Origin of the sequence: Amycolatopsis sp. MEPSY49, from assembly GCF_051337345.1 — a bacterium.
Lineage (GTDB): Bacteria > Actinomycetota > Actinomycetes > Mycobacteriales > Pseudonocardiaceae > Amycolatopsis.
The window spans coordinates 826,510-845,807 of the sequence record NZ_JBDLYJ010000003.1; the positions used below are offsets into that span (position 1 = coordinate 826,510).

General features: G+C 72.4%; 22 protein-coding genes. 8 read left to right on the plus strand and 14 right to left on the minus strand.

Annotated features, from left to right (window positions below; genetic code table 11):
• Position 1: 1 nt before the first annotated feature.
• From ABFJ78_RS18195 to ABFJ78_RS18205, 3 genes are read right to left on the minus strand one after another with little or no spacing between them, the layout of a single operon-like run.
• Entirely contained in the window at positions 2–2,410 is a 2,409-nt protein-coding gene (locus ABFJ78_RS18195; RefSeq protein ID WP_436387515.1) for a glycoside hydrolase family 65 protein, read from the minus strand.
• Entirely contained in the window at positions 2,410–3,138 is a 729-nt protein-coding gene (locus ABFJ78_RS18200) for an HAD family hydrolase (protein WP_436387516.1), read from the minus strand. Before ABFJ78_RS18200 ends, ABFJ78_RS18195 begins: the two co-directional genes overlap by 1 nt.
• A 9-nt stretch (positions 3,139–3,147) precedes the next feature.
• Entirely contained in the window at positions 3,148–3,516 is a 369-nt protein-coding gene (locus ABFJ78_RS18205; protein WP_436387517.1) for an ArsR/SmtB family transcription factor, read from the minus strand.
• Positions 3,517–3,639: 123 nt separating this feature from the next.
• On the opposite strand from ABFJ78_RS18205, the gene ABFJ78_RS18210 reads away from it, so the two are divergent.
• Entirely contained in the window at positions 3,640–4,140 is a 501-nt protein-coding gene (locus tag ABFJ78_RS18210) for a PaaI family thioesterase (protein ID WP_436387518.1), read from the plus strand.
• Positions 4,141–4,269: 129 nt separating this feature from the next.
• Here ABFJ78_RS18210 and ABFJ78_RS18215 read toward each other — a convergent pair whose 3' ends face one another.
• Positions 4,270–4,746, minus strand: coding sequence for a MarR family winged helix-turn-helix transcriptional regulator (locus ABFJ78_RS18215; RefSeq protein WP_436387519.1), 477 nt, complete (start codon positions 4,744–4,746; stop codon positions 4,270–4,272).
• Here ABFJ78_RS18215 and ABFJ78_RS18220 point away from each other — a divergent pair.
• Positions 4,745–5,206 carry a pyridoxamine 5'-phosphate oxidase family protein gene (locus ABFJ78_RS18220; protein ID WP_436387520.1) on the plus strand — a complete coding sequence of 154 codons (462 nt, stop codon included), beginning with the start codon at positions 4,745–4,747 and terminating at the stop codon, positions 5,204–5,206. The genes ABFJ78_RS18215 and ABFJ78_RS18220 overlap by 2 nt on opposite strands.
• Here ABFJ78_RS18220 and ABFJ78_RS18225 read toward each other — a convergent pair.
• Positions 5,203–6,360, minus strand: coding sequence for an ROK family protein (locus ABFJ78_RS18225; RefSeq protein WP_436387521.1), 1,158 nt, complete (start codon positions 6,358–6,360; stop codon positions 5,203–5,205). The genes ABFJ78_RS18220 and ABFJ78_RS18225 overlap by 4 nt on opposite strands.
• 142 nt (positions 6,361–6,502) lie before the next feature.
• Here ABFJ78_RS18225 and ABFJ78_RS18230 point away from each other — a divergent pair, with 142 nt between their 5' ends.
• Positions 6,503–7,243: a DUF427 domain-containing protein gene (locus tag ABFJ78_RS18230; RefSeq protein ID WP_436387522.1), complete on the plus strand. Its 741-nt coding sequence runs from the start codon at positions 6,503–6,505 to the stop codon at positions 7,241–7,243.
• 206 nt (positions 7,244–7,449) lie between these two features.
• On the opposite strand, the gene ABFJ78_RS18235 is transcribed toward ABFJ78_RS18230, so the two are convergent.
• Positions 7,450–8,205 carry a zf-HC2 domain-containing protein gene (locus tag ABFJ78_RS18235; protein WP_436387523.1) on the minus strand — a complete coding sequence of 252 codons (756 nt, stop codon included), beginning with the start codon at positions 8,203–8,205 and terminating at the stop codon, positions 7,450–7,452.
• On the opposite strand from ABFJ78_RS18235, the gene sigC reads away from it, so the two are divergent.
• Positions 8,204–8,755 (plus strand): RNA polymerase sigma factor SigC, encoded by a 552-nt coding sequence (sigC, locus tag ABFJ78_RS18240; protein ID WP_364458950.1) that lies wholly within the window; start codon positions 8,204–8,206, stop codon positions 8,753–8,755. The genes ABFJ78_RS18235 and sigC overlap by 2 nt on opposite strands.
• On the opposite strand, the gene ABFJ78_RS18245 is transcribed toward sigC, so the two are convergent.
• The 4 genes from ABFJ78_RS18245 to mgrA form a co-directional block, all read right to left on the minus strand.
• Positions 8,752–9,027: a cyclic-phosphate processing receiver domain-containing protein gene (locus ABFJ78_RS18245; protein WP_436387524.1), complete on the minus strand. Its 276-nt coding sequence runs from the start codon at positions 9,025–9,027 to the stop codon at positions 8,752–8,754. The genes sigC and ABFJ78_RS18245 overlap by 4 nt on opposite strands.
• Complete coding sequence (locus ABFJ78_RS18250) at positions 9,024–9,884, minus strand: TIGR03564 family F420-dependent LLM class oxidoreductase (protein ID WP_436387525.1); 861 nt, start codon at positions 9,882–9,884, stop codon at positions 9,024–9,026. The genes ABFJ78_RS18245 and ABFJ78_RS18250 overlap by 4 nt, the downstream gene beginning before the upstream one ends.
• 16 nt (positions 9,885–9,900) lie before the next feature.
• On the minus strand, positions 9,901–10,566 hold the full coding sequence (locus tag ABFJ78_RS18255; protein ID WP_436387526.1) for a TetR/AcrR family transcriptional regulator: 666 nt from the start codon (positions 10,564–10,566) through the stop codon (positions 9,901–9,903).
• An 85-nt stretch (positions 10,567–10,651) separates the two neighbouring features.
• Positions 10,652–11,680, minus strand: coding sequence for an L-glyceraldehyde 3-phosphate reductase (gene mgrA / locus ABFJ78_RS18260; protein ID WP_436387527.1), 1,029 nt, complete (start codon positions 11,678–11,680; stop codon positions 10,652–10,654).
• Positions 11,681–11,743: 63 nt separating this feature from the next.
• On the opposite strand from mgrA, the gene ABFJ78_RS18265 reads away from it, so the two are divergent.
• The gene (locus ABFJ78_RS18265; protein ID WP_436387528.1) at positions 11,744–12,625 is read left to right on the plus strand and encodes an AAA family ATPase; all 882 of its coding nucleotides are present in this window, start codon (positions 11,744–11,746) and stop codon (positions 12,623–12,625) included.
• Positions 12,622–13,989: a vWA domain-containing protein gene (locus tag ABFJ78_RS18270; RefSeq protein ID WP_436387529.1), complete on the plus strand. Its 1,368-nt coding sequence runs from the start codon at positions 12,622–12,624 to the stop codon at positions 13,987–13,989. The genes ABFJ78_RS18265 and ABFJ78_RS18270 overlap by 4 nt, the downstream gene beginning before the upstream one ends.
• Here ABFJ78_RS18270 and add read toward each other — a convergent pair.
• Positions 13,967–14,944 carry an adenosine deaminase gene (add, locus tag ABFJ78_RS18275; RefSeq protein WP_436387530.1) on the minus strand — a complete coding sequence of 326 codons (978 nt, stop codon included), beginning with the start codon at positions 14,942–14,944 and terminating at the stop codon, positions 13,967–13,969. The two genes, ABFJ78_RS18270 and add, sit on opposite strands and share 23 nt — an antisense overlap.
• 173 nt (positions 14,945–15,117) lie before the next feature.
• On the opposite strand from add, the gene ABFJ78_RS18280 reads away from it, so the two are divergent.
• The gene (locus ABFJ78_RS18280; protein WP_436387531.1) at positions 15,118–15,330 is read left to right on the plus strand and encodes an antitoxin; all 213 of its coding nucleotides are present in this window, start codon (positions 15,118–15,120) and stop codon (positions 15,328–15,330) included.
• A 1-nt stretch (position 15,331) separates the two neighbouring features.
• Here the strand turns inward: ABFJ78_RS18280 and recQ are convergent, their stop codons facing one another.
• On the minus strand, positions 15,332–17,167 hold the full coding sequence (gene recQ / locus ABFJ78_RS18285; RefSeq protein ID WP_436387532.1) for a DNA helicase RecQ: 1,836 nt from the start codon (positions 17,165–17,167) through the stop codon (positions 15,332–15,334).
• Positions 17,168–17,235: 68 nt separating this feature from the next.
• Here recQ and ABFJ78_RS18290 point away from each other — a divergent pair, with 68 nt between their 5' ends.
• Positions 17,236–17,673, plus strand: coding sequence for a DUF6314 family protein (locus tag ABFJ78_RS18290; RefSeq protein WP_436387533.1), 438 nt, complete (start codon positions 17,236–17,238; stop codon positions 17,671–17,673).
• On the opposite strand, the gene ABFJ78_RS18295 is transcribed toward ABFJ78_RS18290, so the two are convergent.
• Together ABFJ78_RS18295 and ABFJ78_RS18300 are read right to left on the minus strand one after the other, a co-directional pair.
• Positions 17,654–18,541 (minus strand): SDR family oxidoreductase, encoded by an 888-nt coding sequence (locus ABFJ78_RS18295; RefSeq protein WP_436387534.1) that lies wholly within the window; start codon positions 18,539–18,541, stop codon positions 17,654–17,656. The two genes, ABFJ78_RS18290 and ABFJ78_RS18295, sit on opposite strands and share 20 nt — an antisense overlap.
• A 13-nt stretch (positions 18,542–18,554) precedes the next feature.
• On the minus strand, positions 18,555–19,295 hold the full coding sequence (locus tag ABFJ78_RS18300; protein WP_436387535.1) for an SDR family oxidoreductase: 741 nt from the start codon (positions 19,293–19,295) through the stop codon (positions 18,555–18,557).
• Between the last annotated feature and the right edge of the window lie 3 nt (positions 19,296–19,298).

Genomic DNA, 19,298 nt, shown 5'->3' on the forward strand with positions numbered 1-19,298 from the left:
CTCAGTCGGAGTAGACCTCGCTGATCGGGTTCGACGGTTCGGCGTACTGCCGCATCTTTTCCGAGTCACGTCGCATGGGCGCGCGGCCCGGCGGCTGCTTCGGCGGCTCGCCCGCGTCGATCTTCGGGATCGTGAACCGCTGGGGCTCCGGGGTGAGCGTGATGCGCTCGCCGTGGTGCAGCACTTCCAGCGGGTCGCCGTCGAGCACGTGGTAGGTCGCCTGGTCGCGGTCGATCTCGACCTGGAACCGCGTGCCGCGGAACATCAGGCGGAAGGTGATCCGGTCCAGCTGCGCCGGCAGCCGCGGCGCGAACGCCAGCGTCCCGCCGTGGTCGCGCAGGCCGCCGAAGCCCGCCACCGCGCCCTGCCACGCCCCGGCCAGCGACGCCATGTGCAGACCGTTGCGCACGTTGTTGTGCACGTCGTGCAGGTCGGTCAGCGCGGCCTCGGCGAGGTAGTCGTAGGCCAGGTCGAGGTGCCCGACCTCGGCCGCGACCACCGCCTGCGTCCCCGCCGACAGCGACGAGTCGCGCACGGTCCTGGCTTCGTAGTAGGCGAAGTCGCGCGCCTTTTCCTCGGGGCTGAACGAGTCGCCGCACAGATGCAGCGCCAGCACCAGGTCCGCCTGCTTCACGACCTGCTTGCGGTAGAGGTCGAAGTACGGGAAGTGCAGCAGCAGCGGGTAGTGCGCGAGGTCGGTGTTCTCGTAGTCCCACTCGTCGTGGTCGAGGAACCCCTCCGACTGCGGGTGCACGCCGAGCTCTTGGTCGTAGGGCAGGTACATCGCCGCGGCGGCCGCGCGCCACGAGTCCAGCTCGACGGTGTCGACGCCGAAGTGCGCCGCCACGTCCGGGTGCCGCTCGCACGACTCCGCGGCGGCCAGCAGGTTCCGGCGCGCCATCAGGTTCGTGTAGACGTTGTTGTCCGCCACGGCCGAGTACTCGTCGGGTCCGGTGACGCCGTCGATGCGGAAGTCGCCGTGCCGGTCGTGGTGCCCGAGCGACGCCCACAGCCGCGCGGTTTCCAGCAGCAGCTCGGTGCCGTAGTCGCGTTCGAACTCCACGTCGCCGGTCGCGTTGAGGTACCGCAGGACGGCGTCGGCGATGTCCGCGCTGACGTGGAACGCCGCCGTGCCCGCCGGCCAGTACGCCGAGCACTCGGCGCCGTTGATCGACCGCCACGGGAACGCCGCGCCGCGCAACCCCAGCTGGTGCGCGCGTTCCCGCGCTTTGTCCATTGTGGAATGCCGCCAGCGCAGGGCGTCGCGCGCCGCGTCCGGCATCGTGTAGGTCAGCACCGGCAGGACGAACGATTCGGTGTCCCAGAAGGCGTGCCCGTCGTAGCCCGGGCCGGTCAGGCCCTTGCCGGCGATCGCGCGGCTTTCGCCGCGGGCCCCGGCCTGCAGGAGGTGGAACAGCGCGAAGCGCACCGCTTGCTGCAGCTCGGGATCGCCCTCGATCTCGATGTCCGAGGTGGCCCAGAAGTCGTCGAGGAACTGGCGCTGCTCGGTGACCAGGCCCTTCCAGCCGGTCTGGCGCGCGCCGGCGAGCGCGGCCTCGACCTGCGACCGCAGGGCGGGCACCGAGCGCTGCGCGGACCAGCCGTAGGCGAGGAACTTCGTGATGCGCAGCCGGCCGCCCTTCGGCACGTCGACCGCGACGGTGAGCCGCGCGAGGTCCTCCTCGGAGTGGATGCGGGCGCGGATCCCGTCGTCCACCTCGATCTTGTGGTCCATCGCCGCGGCCATCCGCAGCCCCGAGCGGCGGGTCTGGTGCACCAGCACGGCGTTGTAGTCCGACGCCCGGTGGAACTCGCCGACCAGCGGCGAGTTCAGCGCGGCGGCCACCCGCGGGTCGCTGGTGTCGGACTCGATCGGCTCGTTGGCCAGCAGGTCGGACTGGACGACCAGCTGCAGGTCCTCGTCGAGCGGCTCGACCTCGTACCGGATCGCGGCGATCGCGCGCTGGGTGAACGACACCAGCCGCTCGGTGCGCACGCGGACCCGCCGCCCGGTCGGCGACGACCACTCGGTGGTCCGGCTCAGCGTGCCTTTGCGGAAGTCGAGCACGCGGTCGTGCGCGGTGGCCGCGCCGTAGCGCATGTCCAGCGGCTCGTCCTCGACGAGCAGCCGGATGATCTTGCCGTCGGTCACGTTGACGACGGTCTGGCCCTCTTCGGGGTAGCCGTAGCCCGCCTCGGCGTAGGGGAGTTCGTGCTGCTCGTAGAAGCCGTTGAGGTAGGTGCCGGGCAGCCCGCGCGGCTCGGCTTCCTCGAGCGTGCCGCGCAGCCCGATGTGCCCGTTCGACACGGCGAACGCGGACTCGGTGCGCTGCAGCGCGTCGACGTCCATCCCGCGCCAGCGCAGCTCCCACGGCGCGCACTCGTAGCCGCGGGGTTCTTCTTCGGTCATCAATCCTCCAGCAGGTCGGCGAGGTCGTCGACGACGATGTCGGCCCCGTGCGCCTTCAGCTCGGCGGCCTGGTCGGCCCGGTTCACGCCCACGACGTACCCGAAGCCGCCGGCCTTCCCGGCTTGGACGCCGGACTGGGCGTCCTCGAACACCGCCGCGTGCGCGGGTTCGACGCCGAGCGCCGCGGCGCCGGCCAGGAACGAGTCCGGCGCGGGCTTGCCCCTGAGGTTCCGTTCGCGGATGACGAGCCCGTCGACGCGGGCTTCGACGTACTTGCTCAGGTCGGCGCCGTCGAGCACCTTCGCGCCGTTCGCGGACGACGTCACCACGGCGATCCGCAGGCCGGCCGCCTTGACGGCCTCGAGGTAGCGCACCGAGCCGGGGTAGGGGTTGACGCCCCGCTCGTCGATGATCTTCAGGACCAGTTCGTTCTTGCGGTTGCCCACGCCGTTGACGGTCGGGGCGTCCACCGGGTCGTCGGGGGTGCCTTCCGGCAGCTCGATCCCCCGCGAGCGCAGGAACTCGCGCACGCCGTCGGCGCGCGGGCGGCCGTCCACAAAGGTCGCGTAGTCCTGCGCGGTGAACTCTCGGAAGTCAGCGCCGTCGCGGGCGCGCAGGAATTCGTCGAAAGTCCGTTTCCAGGCTTCGCTGTGGAGTACGGCCGTACCGGTAAGCACTCCGTCGAGATCGAACAGGCACGCGGTGATGGTCTCGGGCAATCCCGTCATGCGAGCACGCTACCGGTCACCCTGATCGGGCGAGGACTCCTGGGGGTGTGGGCGCACCCGATGGATGAGTTCGTGCACGGTCGCGTCCGCGAGCCGGTAGCGCACGACGCGTCCGGTGCGCTGCGCGGTGACCAGCCCGTGCGCCCGCAGCAGCCGCAGGGCCTGCGACACCGCGGTGTCGGTCATGCCGGTGACCGCGGCGAGGTCGGTGACGCTGATTTCGCGGGCGTAATGGATCGAGACGAGCAGCGCCAGCCGGGACGGGTCGGCGACGACGGAGAAGCGCTGGGCCCACTCCTCGATGACGGCGCGGTCGCCCAGCCCGTCGACCGCCGCCGCGACGCGTTCCGGGTCGATCGGCTTGCGGTCGGTGCTCACCCCAGGATGATTCCACCCGGCCCGCGGGCGGACCACCGGTGGCCTGGGTCACGCGCCGCTTGACGACGGCGGCCGCGCGGGCGAAGCTGCGATTAAGACAGTTGTCATAGTCGAGGAGCCGGGATGACCGACGTCGAAGCGCAGGTCCGTTCGAAGACCATCACGTGGCAGGACCCGCTGGCGACGGCCCGGCTCGGTGCCACCATGTCGGGGTTCGACTACCTGACCGCCGTCGCCGAGGGCCGCGTCCCGGGCCCGCCGATCGCCGCGCACTTCGGGTTGCGCTGGGAGCACATCGGCCACGGCGAGGTCGTCGCGGTCGCCGAGCCGGACGAGTCGCTGTACAACCCGATCGGGATGGTCCACGGCGGTGTCGCGGCCACGATGCTGGACTCGGTGGTCGGCTGCGCGGTGCACACGACGCTGCCGGCCGGCGTCGGCTACTCGTCGGTGGAGCTGAAGGTGAGCTACCTGCGGGCCATCCACGCGGGCCGCGGCGAGATCCGCGCGACCGGCCGCGTCGTGAAGGAGGGCTCGAGGATCGCGTTCGCCGAAGGGGAGATCCGCGACGCCGGGGGCAAGCTGCTGGCCACGGCGTCGGGGACCTGCGTCATCACGCGCTGAGCGGCTGTTTGACGTCCCAGTGCTCGACGAGACCGGTCGCGGCGGCGCGGCTTTTGCCGCGTCGAAGTCCTTGTGCGCGAACAGGTTTTCGAGGCAGTCTCGCGCGGGCGTCGATTACGCCGGGGGTAATCACCGGGGCGGGCGGACGCGTCGGGCGCGGATCGCGTCGTCGCCGCCGAAGCGGCCGATGACCGCCGCCAGGAGTTCCCGGGCGTCGGCGACCCGCTCGGCGCCGAACTCCGACTCCAGTTCTTCCTGAAGTTCTTTCCTGAGCGCGCGTGTCGCTTCGACGGCGTGCCGCGCGTGCTCGGTGAGGTGCAGGAGCTTGGTGCGCGCGTCGGCGGGGTCGGGTTCGCGGCTGAGCAGTCCCCGGCGTTCGAGATCGGCGACGGCCTTCGACGCGGCTTGCTGGGTGACGCCCATGCGTTCGGCGAGCGCGGTGATGGACAGCGGCGCGGCCAGGACGTGCTGGATGACGACGCCGTCGTTGAACCTGAGCTCGCCGAGACCCTGCTCGGCGAGCCGCCGCTGGACCTCGTCGGTCATCGCCCAGCCGGCGAAGAGCGCGGTCAGCGAGAGGTCGAGGCTGCTAGTATGCACAACCATGGTTGTGGAATCTAGCAGGGTGCCGGCCGGACTGGCCGAAGCGTTCGTGCGCGTGGCGCACCGGATCGTCTGGTGCACGCTGGTGACCGTCGACGGCCGGGGCCGGCCGCGCTCGCGGGTGGTCCACCCGATCTGGGAGCAGGGCCCGGACGGGCTGACGGGGTGGCTGTTCACCCGCCCGACGCCGCTGAAGGTGGCGCACCTGGCGGCGTCGCCGTACGTGTCGTGCTCGTACTGGGACCCGCGGCACGAAGTGGCGGTGGCGGAGTGCCGCGCGGAGTTCGCCGACGACGAGCCGACGCGGAAGTACCTGTGGGAGCTGTTCGCGTCGGCCCCGGAACCACTGGGCTACGACCCGAAGATCCTGGGCGGCGAGGACCACCGCGACCCGAAGATCACGGTGCTCAAGCTGACGCCGTGGCGGATCTCGACGGGCGGCGAAGCCTGGCGCGCGGCCTAAGCCGCGCCCACGCGGCGGTCGAAGACCAGGCCCTCGGCCGCCCGCAGTCCCACGCTGATCGCCCCGGTCAGCACCGCGTCCTCGCCCAGCTCGCCCTGGACCACCTTCGGCACCAGCGGCGTGAACGCCCGCAGCGCCCGGTCCAGCGGCTCCAGCAGCAGGTCCGCCGCGGTCCCCATCCCGCCGCCGAGGACGATCAGCTCCGGGTCGATCACCGCCGCCACCGAGGCCACCGTGTACGCCAGCCGATCCGCCTCCGCCTCCAGGGCCTGCTTCGCCAGTTCGTCGCCCTCGCGGGCCAGGCGGAACACCTCGCGCGCCGATTTCGCCGTGCCCAAGCCGAGTTCGCGGGCGCCGCGGACCACCGACTGGGCCGCCGTCGCCTCCTCCAGGTGGCCGCGGGCCGGCGGCGCGCCGTCCTCCGACGACGACCGCGTGCGGCCGTACGGCAAGTAGCCGATCTCGCCGGCCGCGCCCGTCGCGCCGCGGAACACGCGGCCGTCGACCATCATGCCCATGCCGACGCCGGTGCCGATCGTGATGCAGCCGAACACCGACGCCCCGCGCGCGGCGCCGCTCTCGCCCTCGCCGACCGCCGTCAGGTTCGCGTCGTTCTCCACCATCAGGTCCGGGCCCAGCGCGGCCTCGAGGTCGTCGATCAGGCCCGCCCGGCCCCAGCCCGGCAGGTTCGGCGCGTGCCGGAAGCAGCGCTTTTCCGGATCGGCGACCCCGGGGGAGCCGACCACGCGGACAACGATGTCGGCGGCCGACAGCCGCGCCTCCGCGACGGCCGAAGCCGCGATCTTGCCGACCGCCGTCACCAGTGCCGCGCCGGAGCGGGCGGTGTTGCGTTCGTCGCGGCGGGCCACGACCCTGCGGCCGAGGTCCGACACCGCGACGCGGATGTGTTCGCGCCCGATGTCGACGCCCAGCACGTACCCCGCGGTCGGGTCGGCCTCGTACAGCACGGCCGAGCGGCCGGTGCCGGTCGACGTCTGCCCGGTCGGGCGCGCCAGCCCGGCGGCCTCGAGCGCCAGCAGGGCCTGGCTCACCGTCGGCTTCGACAGCCCGGTTTCCTTCGCCACCTGCGGCCGGGTCGCGGCCCCGCTGCGGCGCAGCAGGTCGAGCACCGCCCGCTGGTTGATCTTGCGCATCCCGGCGGGGGTCCCGACCGTTGGAGCATCTACGCCGGCCACCCGTGCCCGCCTCCACTCGTCCTCGTGCTTCCTGCCACGCTAGCCGTCCGAGCCCCGGTTTCGCCGGAATACCCCCGCTTCGGGACCCGTTGACCGGGGCATGAGCACTCCGGTACGCGGCCGGGTCCGCGTGGCACAAGGCGCGAAGCGGGTACGGGCGTTCCTCGGCGGGCAGGTCGTCGCGGACACCGTGCACCCCCTTCTGGTGTGGGAAGTCCCGTACTACCCCACGTACTACTTCCCGCGCGCGGACGTCGTGAGCGGCGTTCTCGCCCCCTCCGGCCGGACGTCGCACTCGCCCAGCCGCGGAGAAGGTGTTCTGTCGACGATAAAGGCCGGCCGGGCCGAGGCGGTGGACGGCGCGCTGGAATACCCGGATTCGCCGATCGAAGAGCTGCGGGACCACGTCCGCTTCGAGTTCGGCGCCTTCGACTGGTTCGAAGAGGACGAACAGATCTTCACGCACCCGCGCGACCCCGGCGTCCGGGTCGACATCCTGCCGAGCTCCCGCCACGTGCGGATCGAGGTCGACGGCGTCACGGTCGCCGACACGGTGCGGCCGCACCTGCTGTTCGAGACCGGCCTGCCGACCCGTTACTACCTGCCCCGCGTGGACGTCCGGATGGACCTGCTGGAGAAGATCGACACGGTGACGCACTGCCCGTACAAGGGCGCGGCGGAGCACTTCGACGTGAGCGGGCACGCCGATCTCGCGTGGAGCTACCCGACGCCGCTGCCGGAGAGCACCCGCGTCGCCGGGTTGGTGGCGTTCCTCGACGAGAAGGTGGACGTGTTCGTCGACGGCGTGCGGCAGGAGCGGCCGAAGACGAAGTTCGCCTGAGCCTCAGGCGCCGAAGACGGCTCGCACCGCCGCCTCGTCGCCTTCGACGTCGAGGAGCTCGCAGGTGTCGTCGAAGGCGAGCACCCCCGGCCAGGCCGAGCACGATCGCGGCGTCGGCGCGCACGACGGCGTCGAGGTCCCGGCCCCGCCTTGGTGCTGCGCGCCGCCGACCGCTTGGCTCCCCAGTTCGTATAACGACCTATACCTCAGGCCGCGTGCCGGCCGTGGGCCTGGCGGCGGAACGGGCGGGGCCGCGGCCGTCCTGTCGGCGCGTCCGCAGTGGACCCGCCGGCCGCCGGGCCGCTTTCGTCGGCCGTCGCCGCCGGGAGGGGTGCGCCGCCGTGGTCGCGGTGACCTCGGTGGACCGCCCACAGCAGCACCAGCCCCGCCACCACCAGGACGTGCGTCGCGAGCCGGGCGAGCGTCACCTGGCCCGCCGCCAGGTCGCCCGCCGACAGCACCAGCAGGACCCCGACGAACCCGGCCAGCAGCGGCAGCTGGCCGCCCGCCGTCTTCGGGCGGAGGGCCGCCGTCAGCAGGCCGATGCCGACCGCCAGGTTCCAGGCGCCGCTCTCGTGGCCGAGGTGGGTGCCGCCGTGGCCGCCGTCCGTGCCCAGCAGCTGGGCGAACGCCAGGCCGAGCTGCCCGATCGCCACCAGTGCCAGCGCGATCCGCGGCCCCCAGCCCTCGCCGGACGGCGCCGGCGGCCGCTCGAGGATCGCCGCCGTGAGGTCCGGGACCGGCGGGGCCGGGCGGAGCACCATCGCGCGCCGCAGCCGTTCGGCGCCGGCGAACCACTCCCGGCACGCCGCGCAGCCCTCCAGGTGCCGGTCGACGCCCGCGGGTTCGTCCTCGCCGTCAAGCCGCGCCGAAAGCCCTTCGCGGCACTCCTCGCACTTCACCTCCCAGTAGTCGGACGGCGGGTCCCGATGGTTCCCGGTAACTGCTACGTTCCGGTTCATGACTCGCGGTGAGGACGACGAACGCGTCACCAGCCTGGCCATGGCCGCCGGCCGCGGCGACCGGCGCGCGCTCGAAGAGTGGGTCCGTGCGACGCAGGCCGACGTCTGGCGCTTCCTCGCCCACCTGACCGACGCCGCCGCGGCCGACGACCTGACGCAGGAGACCTACCTTCGCGCCTTCGGCAGCCTTCGCCGCTTCGCCGGACGCTCGTCGTCGCGGACGTGGCTGCTGTCCATCGCGCGCCGGGTGGTCGTCGACCAGATCCGGGCCGCCGGCGCCCGCCCGAAGATCGCCGACACCGACTGGGAGGCGGCCGCCGAGCGCACCCGCGACCCCGCGGCCGGTTTCGAGGAGCTCGTCGAGCTGGGCCTGCTGCTCGACGGCCTGGAGCCGGAGCGGCGCGAAGTCCTCGTCCTGACCCAGGTCCTCGGCCTGTCCTACGCCGAGGCCGCCGACGTCTGCGGCTGCCCGGTCGGCACGGTCCGTTCCCGCGTCGCCCGCGCCCGCGACGACCTGATCCAGGCCCGGCGCGCCCGCGGCGCCGGTTAGCGGACGCCCGGACCGTAGCGCCGCGCCATGCCGACGAGCCACTCCCGGCCCACCGGGTTGGCCGTGTGGACGCGCACTTCCCGTGGCCAGCGGTCGTTTTCGCACAGCCAGAGCACGACCGGGCGGGTCGTGTCGTCGCCGCCCAGGTCGTGGTCGAGGGAGATCGCCGTGAACTCGCCGGCGGCGAGCAGCTCGATCGCCGCCGCGCTCGTCTTCGCCCACGTCCAGCCCGGCGGGGCCGGCCGCAGGTCGTCCACCCAGAGGCCGGTCATGCCGCGAGCAGTTCGCGGGTGCGGGCCTGCTCCGCGGGCGACCCGAACGGCATCACCAGCAGCTCGGTCGCGCCCGCGTCTGCGAGCGATTTCACCTGGCGGCGCACGAATTCCTCGTCGCCCACGAGCACGCTGTCCGACACGCGCGCGTACCCGTCGCGGTCCAAAATGGACCGATAAGCGGGCACCTGCGCGGCGGCACCGTAGGTCTCTTCGACCCATGACCGGCGTTCGTCCACTTCGGACGTCACGCAGATCAGCTGGCCGGAAACCACGCGGCCGTTGCCCAGTGTCGGCGCCACGAACTCGCCGATTGCCCGCGGGCCGGCCCACGTCGTGATCACGCCGTCGGCGAGCTCGCCCGCCAGCCGCGTCGAACCCGGGCTCACCGAGCCGACCAGGACCGCCGGCCGGGACGCGCCTGGCGTATTCAGTCCGCCCGCCGCCGTCAGCGCTTCGCCATGGACGTCCGCTTTTTCCCCGCGCAGCAACGGATTCAGCGCTTCGAGGTACTCGCGCAGGTGCCGCAGCGGGCGGTCGTAGGAGTACCCGAACTCCTGCTCGACGATGTGCCGGTGGCTCAGCCCGACGCCGAGGTGGACCGGCACGCCGCTCGCGGCCTGGACGGTCAGCGCCTGCGCGGCCATCGTGATCGGGTGGCGCGGGTACGTCGGCACGACGCACGTCCCGAGTTCGATGTCGGATACGCCCAGCGCGGCCAACGCCGTGAGCGCGTCCCAGCCGCCGCGCTGTGCCAGCCAGAGCGTGCGGTAGCCGAGCTTCGCGGCTTCGCGTGCCTGCGCGCGTATGCCGTCGAAGCCGACGCCCAGTTCGTCGATCAGGATCCCGGTGCGCATGGTGTCCTCCCAGTGGTCAGTACGCGCGTTCGAGCTGCTTCCGGTCGAGCGCGGCGGATTCGGTGAACAGCGCGACCACTCGCGGCGCGACGGCCCGCAGCCGCATCGTCGAGACCGCGACCGGCTCGAAGGCGTGCGCGACGGTGTCGGCGATCAGGGCGGGGGGTGGCGGGGGAGTCCCGACGAGGAACCCGTGCAGCACCGCCCGGTAGGCGACGGCGAGCTCCCGGGCGGGCCGGTCGGTGCGCAGCAGGTCGTTCTCCGCCAGCAGGCCGAGGTACTCGACGAAGGCCTCGTCGTGGCGCGGGTCGAGCTTGGCGTGCAGCTTCGGCAGGAGCTTCCCGAGCGTGTCGGCGTCGTCGGCGTACCCCGCGCGCAGCAGCGGCCGCCCCAGCACGTTCGCGTACTGGACTTCGGTCAGCGTCGACAGCCGCGCGGCCAGCGGGTCGGCGTCGACCGCCCGGACGAGGTCTTCGATGCTGCGCACGGACTCCCGGAGCAGGACCGCGAGGAACAGCTCCTCGCGGTTCTTCCAGTGCAGGTAAACGGTCCCCTTGCCGACATCCGCGCGCTCGGCGACGTCCTCGATCGTCGTCCGCCGGTAGCCGGCCCGCAGCAGCAGCTCGGCAGCCGCGTCGAGGATCCGCTCGGCCCGTTCGGCGCGGTCTTCCGCAGGAGGCATGCCATCATCATATGACCAAATTCGAAATCTGGTCAAACGTCGAGCCGGAAAGGGCGGGACGCGCGCAGCGCCCCGCCGCCGGGCCTCAGGAGTCCGAGGACCGCTTCCAGAGGTTGATGTCCGCGTCGGTGGCGTGCCCGTCGATCTCGGTCAGCTCCTCCGAGGAGAAGTCGAGGTTGCCGAGCGCGCCGACGTTGTCTTCCAGCTGCTTGACGCTGCTGGCACCGATCAGTGCCGACGTCACGCGGCTGTCGCGCAACGTCCACGCGAGCGCCAGTTGCGCCAGCGACTGGCCGCGCCGGGCCGCGATGTCGTTGAGCGCGCGGACGCGGTTCAGGCGGTTCTCGTCGAGGGTGCCCGGGTCGAGCGACTTCCCCTGCGCCGCCCGCGAATCCGCCGGGACGCCCTTGAGGTACTTGTCGGTCAGCAACCCCTGCGCGAGCGGCGAGAACGCGATGCAGCCGGCGCCCGCCTCCTCGAGGGTGTCGAGAAGCCCGTCCTCTTCGATCCAGCGGTTCAGCATCGAGTACGACGGCTGGTGGATCAGCAGCGGCGTGCCGAGCTCGCGCAGCAGCCGCGCGGCCTCGGCGGTCCGCTCCGAGCTGTACGACGAAATCCCGACGTAAAGCGCTTTCCCGGCGCGGACGGCGGAGTCGAGTGCCCCGACCGTCTCCTCCAGGGGCGTCTCCGGGTCGAACCGGTGCGAGTAGAAGATGTCGACGTAGTCCAGGCCCAGCCGGCCGAGCGACTGGTCCAGTGAGGACAGCAGGTACTTGCGCGAGCCCCACTCGCCGTACGGGCCGGGCCACATGTCGTAGCCGGCCTTGGTCGAGATCACCAGCTCGTCGCGGTAGGGCCTGAAGTCGGTGGCCAGCAGCCGCCCGAAGTTCTCCTCCGCCGAGCCGTAGGGCGGGCCGTAGTTGTTGGCCAGGTCGAAGTGCGTGATACCGAGGTCGAACGCGCGGCGCGTGATGTCGCGCTGGGTCTGCAGCGGCCGGTCGTGGCCGAAGTTGTGCCACAGCCCGAGCGAGATCGCGGGCAGCTTGAGCCCGGAACGCCCGCAGCGGCGGTAGGGGATCGTTTCGTATCGGCCGGAAGCGGCAACGTAGGTCACGCGGCCGATGCTAGCCCGCTCGTCGGGTACGCTCCTGGTGAGCGACCGCTTAGGAGGCACGTGGTGGGCACCGGATTCTTCACCTCCGTCGACGACGTGTCGGCCAAGCTGGCCGAAGCCGGCTACCTGGCGTCGACGGCCGTGGCGACCACCGTGTTCCTCGCCGACCGGCTCGGCAAGCCGCTGCTGGTCGAGGGGCCCGCCGGCGTCGGCAAGACGGAGCTCGCCAAGGCCGTCGCGCAGGTGAGCGGCTCGCGGCTGGTGCGCCTGCAGTGCTACGAGGGCATCGACGAGGCCCGCGCGCTGTACGAGTGGAACCACGCGAAGCAGCTGCTGCGGATCACCGCCGGCCGCGACGAGACGTGGGAGCAGGCCCGCACCGACATCTTCGGCGAGGAGTTTCTGCTGCGCCGCCCGCTGCTGACGGCGATCTCGTCGGACGAGCCGACCGTGCTGCTGATCGACGAGACCGACAAGGCCGACATGGAGGTCGAGGGCCTGCTGCTGGAGGTGCTCGGCGACTTCCAGGTGACCGTGCCGGAGCTGGGCACGATCACCGCCACGCGCGCGCCGTTCGCCGTGCTGACCTCCAACGCGACGCGCGAGCTGTCCGAGGCGCTGCGCCGCCGGTGCCTGTTCCTGCACATCGACTTCCCGGACGAGGACCTCGAGCGCGACATCGTCCGGCTCAAGGTCCCCGGCATCGACGCGGCGCTCGCCGATTCCGTCGTCCGGGTGATCGCCGCCCTGCGCGCGATGGACCTGCGCAAGCTGCCGTCGGTCGCCGAGACCATCGACTGGGCGCGCACGCTCCTCGCGCTCGGCGCCGCGACCCTGGACGACCAGGTCGTGCGGGAAAGCCTCGGCGTCGTCCTCAAGCACCAGGACGACATCGCCAAGGCCGGCGCCGGCCTGAAGCTCGAACAGGTCCTGGACGCGTCGTGACCGGCGGCGTGCCGGAGCGGCTCGCGTCGTTCGTGCGGGCCCTGCGGGACCAGGGCATCCCGGCCGGCCCCGCCGAGACCGTCGACGCCGCCGCCGCGCTGGAAGTCCTCGGCATGGACGACCGCTCGCTCGTTCGTGAAGGCCTGGCCGCGGCGCTGGTCCGCCGCGGCGGGCAGCGCGCGGTCTTCGACGCCGCGTTCGACCTGTACTTCCCGGCCGGCATCGGCACGCCCGAGCGGGCCCGCGAGGACCAGCCGTCGACGCTGGAGGAGCTGCGCGCGGAACTCGCGACGGCGCTGGCCGACGGCGACCAGCAGGCGCTCGCCCAGCTGGCCGGGCTCGCGGTGGACATGCTCGGCCAGTACGGCTCGGCGTCCGGACCCGGTGGCGGCTTCTCGGCCCACCAGACCCTGGAGCGGCTCCAGCCGCAGACGCTCATCGCGCGGGTGCTGGCCGCGGTGCGCGGCGGCGGCGCGCGGGGCGAGTTCACCGACCGGCTCGACCGCGACGAGATCCGCCGCCGCGTCGAAGGCTTCCGCGGCCAGGTCCGCACCGAGGCGCGCCGCCGCGCCGCCGAGGTCCGCGGCCGCGAGCGCGTCGCCAAGCACGCCATCGCGCCCGCGCCCGACCGCGTCGACTTCCTCATCGCGAGCCGCAACCAGCTCGCGGAGCTGCGGCGCACGATCCAGCCGCTGTCCCGCAAGCTGGCGACGCGCTTGGCGGCGCGCCGCCGCCGGATGACGCGGGGACAGATCGACCTGCGCCGCACGCTGCGCCGGTCGCTCTCCACCGGCGGGGTCCCAGTCCGCCCGGCCTACCGCCACCGGCGGCCCGGCCGGCCGGAGATCGTGCTGCTGTGCGACCTCTCGGGCTCGGTGGCCGGGTTCGCCAACTTCACGATGCTGCTGGTGCAGGCGCTGCGCGACCAGTTCAGCAAGATCCGCGTGTTCGCGTTCGTCGACAGCGCCGACGAGGTCACCCACCTGGTCACCACCGGCGTCGCCGACCCCGAGCACCTGGGGGCGCGCATGCTGTCCGAAGCGGCGCTGGTGCGCTGGGACGGCCACAGCGACTACGGCGGCTCCCTGCGCCAGTTCACCGCGAACTGGCTCGACGCGGTCGGCCCGCGCACGTCGGTGCTGATCCTCGGCGACGCCCGCACCAACGGCGGCGACCCCAACCTCGACGCCGTCCGCGAGATCAAGGCCCGCGCCCGGCACGTCTACTGGCTGAACCCGGAACGGCGGTCGCTGTGGTCGACCGGCGACTCGGCGGCGCTGGAGTACGCCGAGGTCGTCGAGATGCACGAGTGCCGCACAGTGCACCAGCTCGGCACGCTGGTCACCCGCCTGCTGCCGGTGTGAGCCAGGCGTCGATGTCGTGCAGCAGCCGCTCCTTCGTCGCTTCGGGCGCGAAGGACGCCGTGACGCTGGCCCGCGCGAAGCCGGCCATCGCGGTGTCGTCGTAACCAAAGGCGTCGCGGACGCGCGCGTACTCCGCCGCCAGGTTCGCGCCGGTGACCGACGGGACGTCGGTGTTGAGCGTGACCGTCAGCCCGGCCTCGACGAGCCGCGGGAGCGGGTGTTCGCGCAGGGACGGGACCAGCCCGAGCGTCACGTTCGACGACGGGCAGACCTCCAGCGCGAGCCCCCGCGCGCGGACTTCGGCGACGAGCGACGGGTCGTCGAGGACGCGGATGCCGTGGCCGAGGCGCTCAGTACGGCCGACGTCGAGGGCTTCGCGGATGCTGTCCGGGCCGGCGTCCTCGCCGGTGTGGTGCAGCAGGTGAAGGCCGGCCGCGTGGGCCTTCTCGAAGACCGTCGCGAAAGGACGGAGGGAGTGGTTTTCCTCGCCGGCCATGCCGATCGCGAACACGTCGTCGTACTTCAGCGCGAGATCGAGGGTCCGCTCGGCGCGGTCGACCGGACGGCGTCGCGAATGGTCCAGCAGCAGTCGCCATTCGAGGCCGGCGGTGCTCGCGTTCAGTCCTTTGAGGACGGATTCGAGCGGCATGGCGAGATCGCCGAGGCGTTCCCCGTGTGAGGCCGCGGTGAACGTGATCTCGGCGTAGCGCGTGCCTTGGGCAACTTCGTCTTCGCAGTACTCGCGGGCGATCCGTTCGAAGTCTTCGGGCCGCCGGAGACACGATCGGATGAGCGCGTTGTGGTCGGCGAAGGCGCGGAAGCCGTCGAACACCGGGGCCTCGGCGGGGACGTCGACGCCGTTGGCCTCACCCAGTTCGCGGAGGGTGTCCGGTCGGATCGTGCTCTCCAGGTGGACGTGCAGGTGGGCCTTCGGCAGGGCGGCCAGGTCGCGCATGAGCGCGAGCCTAGAGGCGCGTGGCGGCGGCTCGCGCGGCTTTTCCGGCGCGGTCACGCGCTCGTCACTCTCCGCGCCCGAGGTTTGGCGGTCGTCACACGGGGAACCTCCGGGTGGTTCGTCCGCGTTGTCAGGATGACCGGAACCGATGAGGGAGGGCCACCGTGCCTCTGATGAAGAAGCTGACCATGCTGGCCGGCGCTGCCGGCGCGGCCCGGGCGTACGCCAAGAAGAACCCCGAAAAGGTGAACCAGGTCGTCGGCAAGGCCGCGAAGTTCGTCGATGACAAGACCAAGGGCAAGTACCACCAGCAGATCGCCGGCGCGGTCCGCAAGGTGAACTCGGTGACGGGGCCGGACGGCCGGCCGGGACCGGCCGCCCGGTAGGTCACTCCGCCGTCAGGACCTCGAGGACGCCTTCGCCGTACTTGGCGAGCTTGTTCTCGCCGACGCCGCTGACCGTACCCAGGTCGGCCAGCGTCGACGGCCGTTGCGTAGCGATCTGACGCAGGGTCGCGTCGTGGAAGATGACGTACGCGGGCACGCCCTGCTCCTTCGCGACGCCCGCCCGCCAGGCACGCAGGCGCTCGAACAGCGGGGCCGCCTCCGCCGGCATGTCCGCCGCGGGGGCGGCCTTGCGCGCGCTGCGGACGCGGGCGGCCGCGGCGCGCTCGGGCTCGCGGCGCAGCAGCACTTCGCGGCCACCGCCCAGCACCTCGGCACTGGCTTCGGTCAGCACCAGCGAGCCGTAGTCGCCTTCGACGGCCAGCAGGCCTTGGGCCAGCAGCTGCCGGACCACCGCGCGCCACTCCGGCTCACGCAGCTCGGTGCCGATGCCGAACGTCTTGAGCGTGTCGTGCTGGAACTGCGTGACCTTCGGCGTGGACTTGCCGAGCAGGATGTCGATCACCTGGCCCGCGCCGAACTTCTGGCGCCGCTCGTTGCGCAGCCGCACGACCGTCGAGAGCAGCTTCTGCGCCGGGATCGTGCCGTCCCACGTCTCCGGCGGGCTCAGGCACGTGTCGCAGTTGCCGCAGGGCTCGGCCTTCTGGCCGAAGTAGTTGAGGATCTGCACGCGCCGGCATTCGACCGTCTCGCACAGCGCGAGCATCGCGTTCAGGTGCGTGGCCTGCCGTCGCCGGTGCGCCTCGTCGCCCTCGGACGTGTCGATCATCTTGCGCTGCTGCACGACGTCCTGGAGCCCGTACGCCAACCATGCGGTGGACGGCAGCCCGTCCCGGCCCGCGCGGCCGGTTTCCTGGTAGTAGCCCTCGACGGACTTCGGCAGGTCGAGGTGCGCGACGAACCGGACGTCCGGTTTGTCGATGCCCATCCCGAACGCGATCGTGGCGACCACGATCAGGCCGTCTTCGCGCAGGAACCTCGACTGGTGTTTCGCGCGGGTCCGCGAGTCGAGGCCCGCGTGGTAGGGCACCGCCGGGATCCCGTTCTGCACCAGGAACTCCGCGGTCTTCTCGACCGAGTTGCGGGACAGGCAGTAGACGATCCCCGCGTCCCCCTTGTGCTCGGTCTGCAGCAGTTCCAGCAGCTGCCGCTGCGGCGAGTTCTTGCCGACGATCCGGTACTGGATGTTCGGCCGGTCGAAACTGGCGACGAAGTGGCGGGCTTCGTCCAGCTTCAGCCGTGCGGAGATCTCCCGGTGCGTGGCCTCGGTCGCCGTCGCGGTCAGCGCGATGCGCGGCACGTCCGGCCAGCGTTCGTGCAGCGACGACAGCGCCAGGTACTCGGGCCGGAAGTCGTGGCCCCACTGGGACACGCAATGCGCTTCGTCGATCGCGAACAGGGCGATCTTCCCGCGGTCGAACAGCCGCGCGGTGGACTCCATCGACAGCCGTTCCGGTGCCAGGTAGAGCAGGTCGAGCTCGCCGGCCAGGAACGCCGACTCGACCTCCTGGCGGGCCGCGTAGTCCTGCGTGGAGTTCAGGAAACCCGCGCGGACACCGGCGTTGCGCAGCGCGTCGACCTGGTCCTGCATCAGCGCGATCAGCGGGGAGACCACCACGCCGACACCCGGCCGCACCAGCGCGGGAATCTGGTAGCACAACGACTTCCCGCCGCCGGTGGGCATCAGGACGAGCGCGTCGCCGCCGGCGACCACGTGCTCGACGATCGCCGCCTGGTCGCCGCGGAAGCTGTCGTAGCCGAACACGCGCCGGAGGGTCTCCAGCGCGTCGGACACGGTCGCGAGGTCGGTGTCTGCCACCCGGCCGACTATAGAGCGGGGGCCCGACAGTTCCGGTCCGGCCCGCCGCGGGGTGGCACACTGGCCACGTGGAGTACTGGCCGGTTCCCGATCTCGCCGCGCATTTCGCCGGCGAATGGCGCTTCGACCGGGAAATCCGCACCGCCGACGGCGATCCGGCGGGGGAGGTCACCGGCACCGCCACGTTCACCGAGGAGGACGGCGTCCTCGTCTACCGCGAAGCCGGCGAACTGCGGCTCGGCGGGTACACCGGGCCCGTGACGCGCGAGCTGCACTACCGGCCGACCGCGCCCGGCCGCGCCGACGTGCACTTCGACCACGGCGGGTTTTTCCACGCCGTCGACCTGCGCGCCGGGCACTGGGACGCGGACCACCCCTGCCGCGACGACTTCTACCGCGGGAGCTACCGCGTGCTCGACGCGCGCCGCTGGCGGCAGGAGTGGGCGGTCCGCGGCCCGGCGAAGGACCACGTGATCGTCACCCGGTTCAGCCGGCCGCCGGGCTGAGCAGGTCGGCCAGGTCGATCCGGCGCAGGAACTCGCTCCGGATGCGGTCGCCGACTTCGGCGACCAGCCAGCCGCCGTCGTCGGCCGGGTCGACGTGCACCCGGAACGGCCGTTTCCCCTTGGGCAGGTCCACCACGCGCGCCAGCTCTTCGGCGACGACGGCGACGTCCGCGTCCGCCGGGGTGATCTCGGCCAGCTTCGCGGCGACGTGGTCGGTCAGGCCCGCGTACCGCTCTTCGTAGGCGGCCGCGACGGCCGTGTCGGCCGGGTGCCCGGAGTTCGGGAAGTGGTTGGTGCCCGCGGTGAACGCGCCCGGCACGACGATCGTGGTGTCGATGCCGAAGCGCGCGACCTCGGCGGCGTAGGAAACGGCGAGGCTGTCCATCGCGGCCTTCGCCGCGAAGTACGGCGCCAGGTAGGGCGGGGTGCCGCCGCGGACGCTGCTGCTCGACACCCACACCAGCAGCCCGTCGCCCTGCGCGCGCAGGTGGGGGAGGGCGGCGCGGTTGACGCGCTGGGTGCCGATCGCGTTGGTGTCGTAGAGCTGGGCGAGCTGCTCCGGCGTGAACGCCTCGGCCGGGCCGAGCACCATGTGCCCGGCGTTGTGCACGACGACGTCCAGCCGGCCCTGCTCGGCGACGATCCGGGCGATGGCGGCGTCGGCCGAATCCTGGCTGGAGACGTCGAGGTCGACGGTCCGCAGGTCGACGCCGTGGTCGCGGGCGAACGCGGTGGCCGCGTCGACCTGCGGCGCGTTGCGGCCGGCGGTGGCGCGCATGCCCGCGTAGACGGTGTGGCCGGCGCGGGCCAGCGCCCGGGCGGAGAGGGCGCCGATCCCGCTGGAGGCGCCGGTGACGACGATGATCACGGCCGTTCCCCTCTCAGACGATTCCGCCGTTGGCGCGCAGCACCTGGCCGTTGACCCAGCGGGCCGGGCCGGCGAGGAACGCGACGACCTCGGCGATGTCCTCGGGCTTGCCGAGCCGCTCGAGCGGCGGCTGCTTCGCCATCCGGGAGATGGTTTCCTCGTCCTTGCCGTCGAGGAACAGCGCGGTCGCCGTCGGGCCGGGCGCGACCGTGTTCACGGTGATGTCGCGGCCGCGCAGCTCGCGCGCCAGGATCATCGTGATCGCCTCGACCGCGCCCTTGGTCGCGTTGTAGACGCCGTAGCCGGGCAGGTTCAGGCCGAGGACCGAGGTCGACGTCGTGATGATCGCGCCGCCCTCGCGCACCCGCCGCGCGGCCTGCTGGGCCACCGCGAACGTGCCGCGGATGTTGGTGCGGTGCACCCGGTCGAGGACCTCGAAGTCGGTGTCGGCGATCGGTGTCGGCGCGTTCATCACGCCGGCCAGGTGGGCGACGACGTCCACGCCGCCGAACGTGGTCTCCGCGGTGTCGAACAGCTCCGCGACCGCGGCCGGGTCGGCCACGTCGGCGCGCACGGCGATCGCCCGGCCACCCCGTCCGGTGATGGCGTCGACCGCGGCCTGCGCCTCCTTCTCGTTGCCCGCGTAGTTGACGACGACGGCCATGCCGTCGGCGGCCAGGCGCTCGGCGACCTGGCGGCCGATGCCGCGGGAGCCGCCGGTGACGATCGCGACACGGGGTTCGGTGGTGCTCATCGT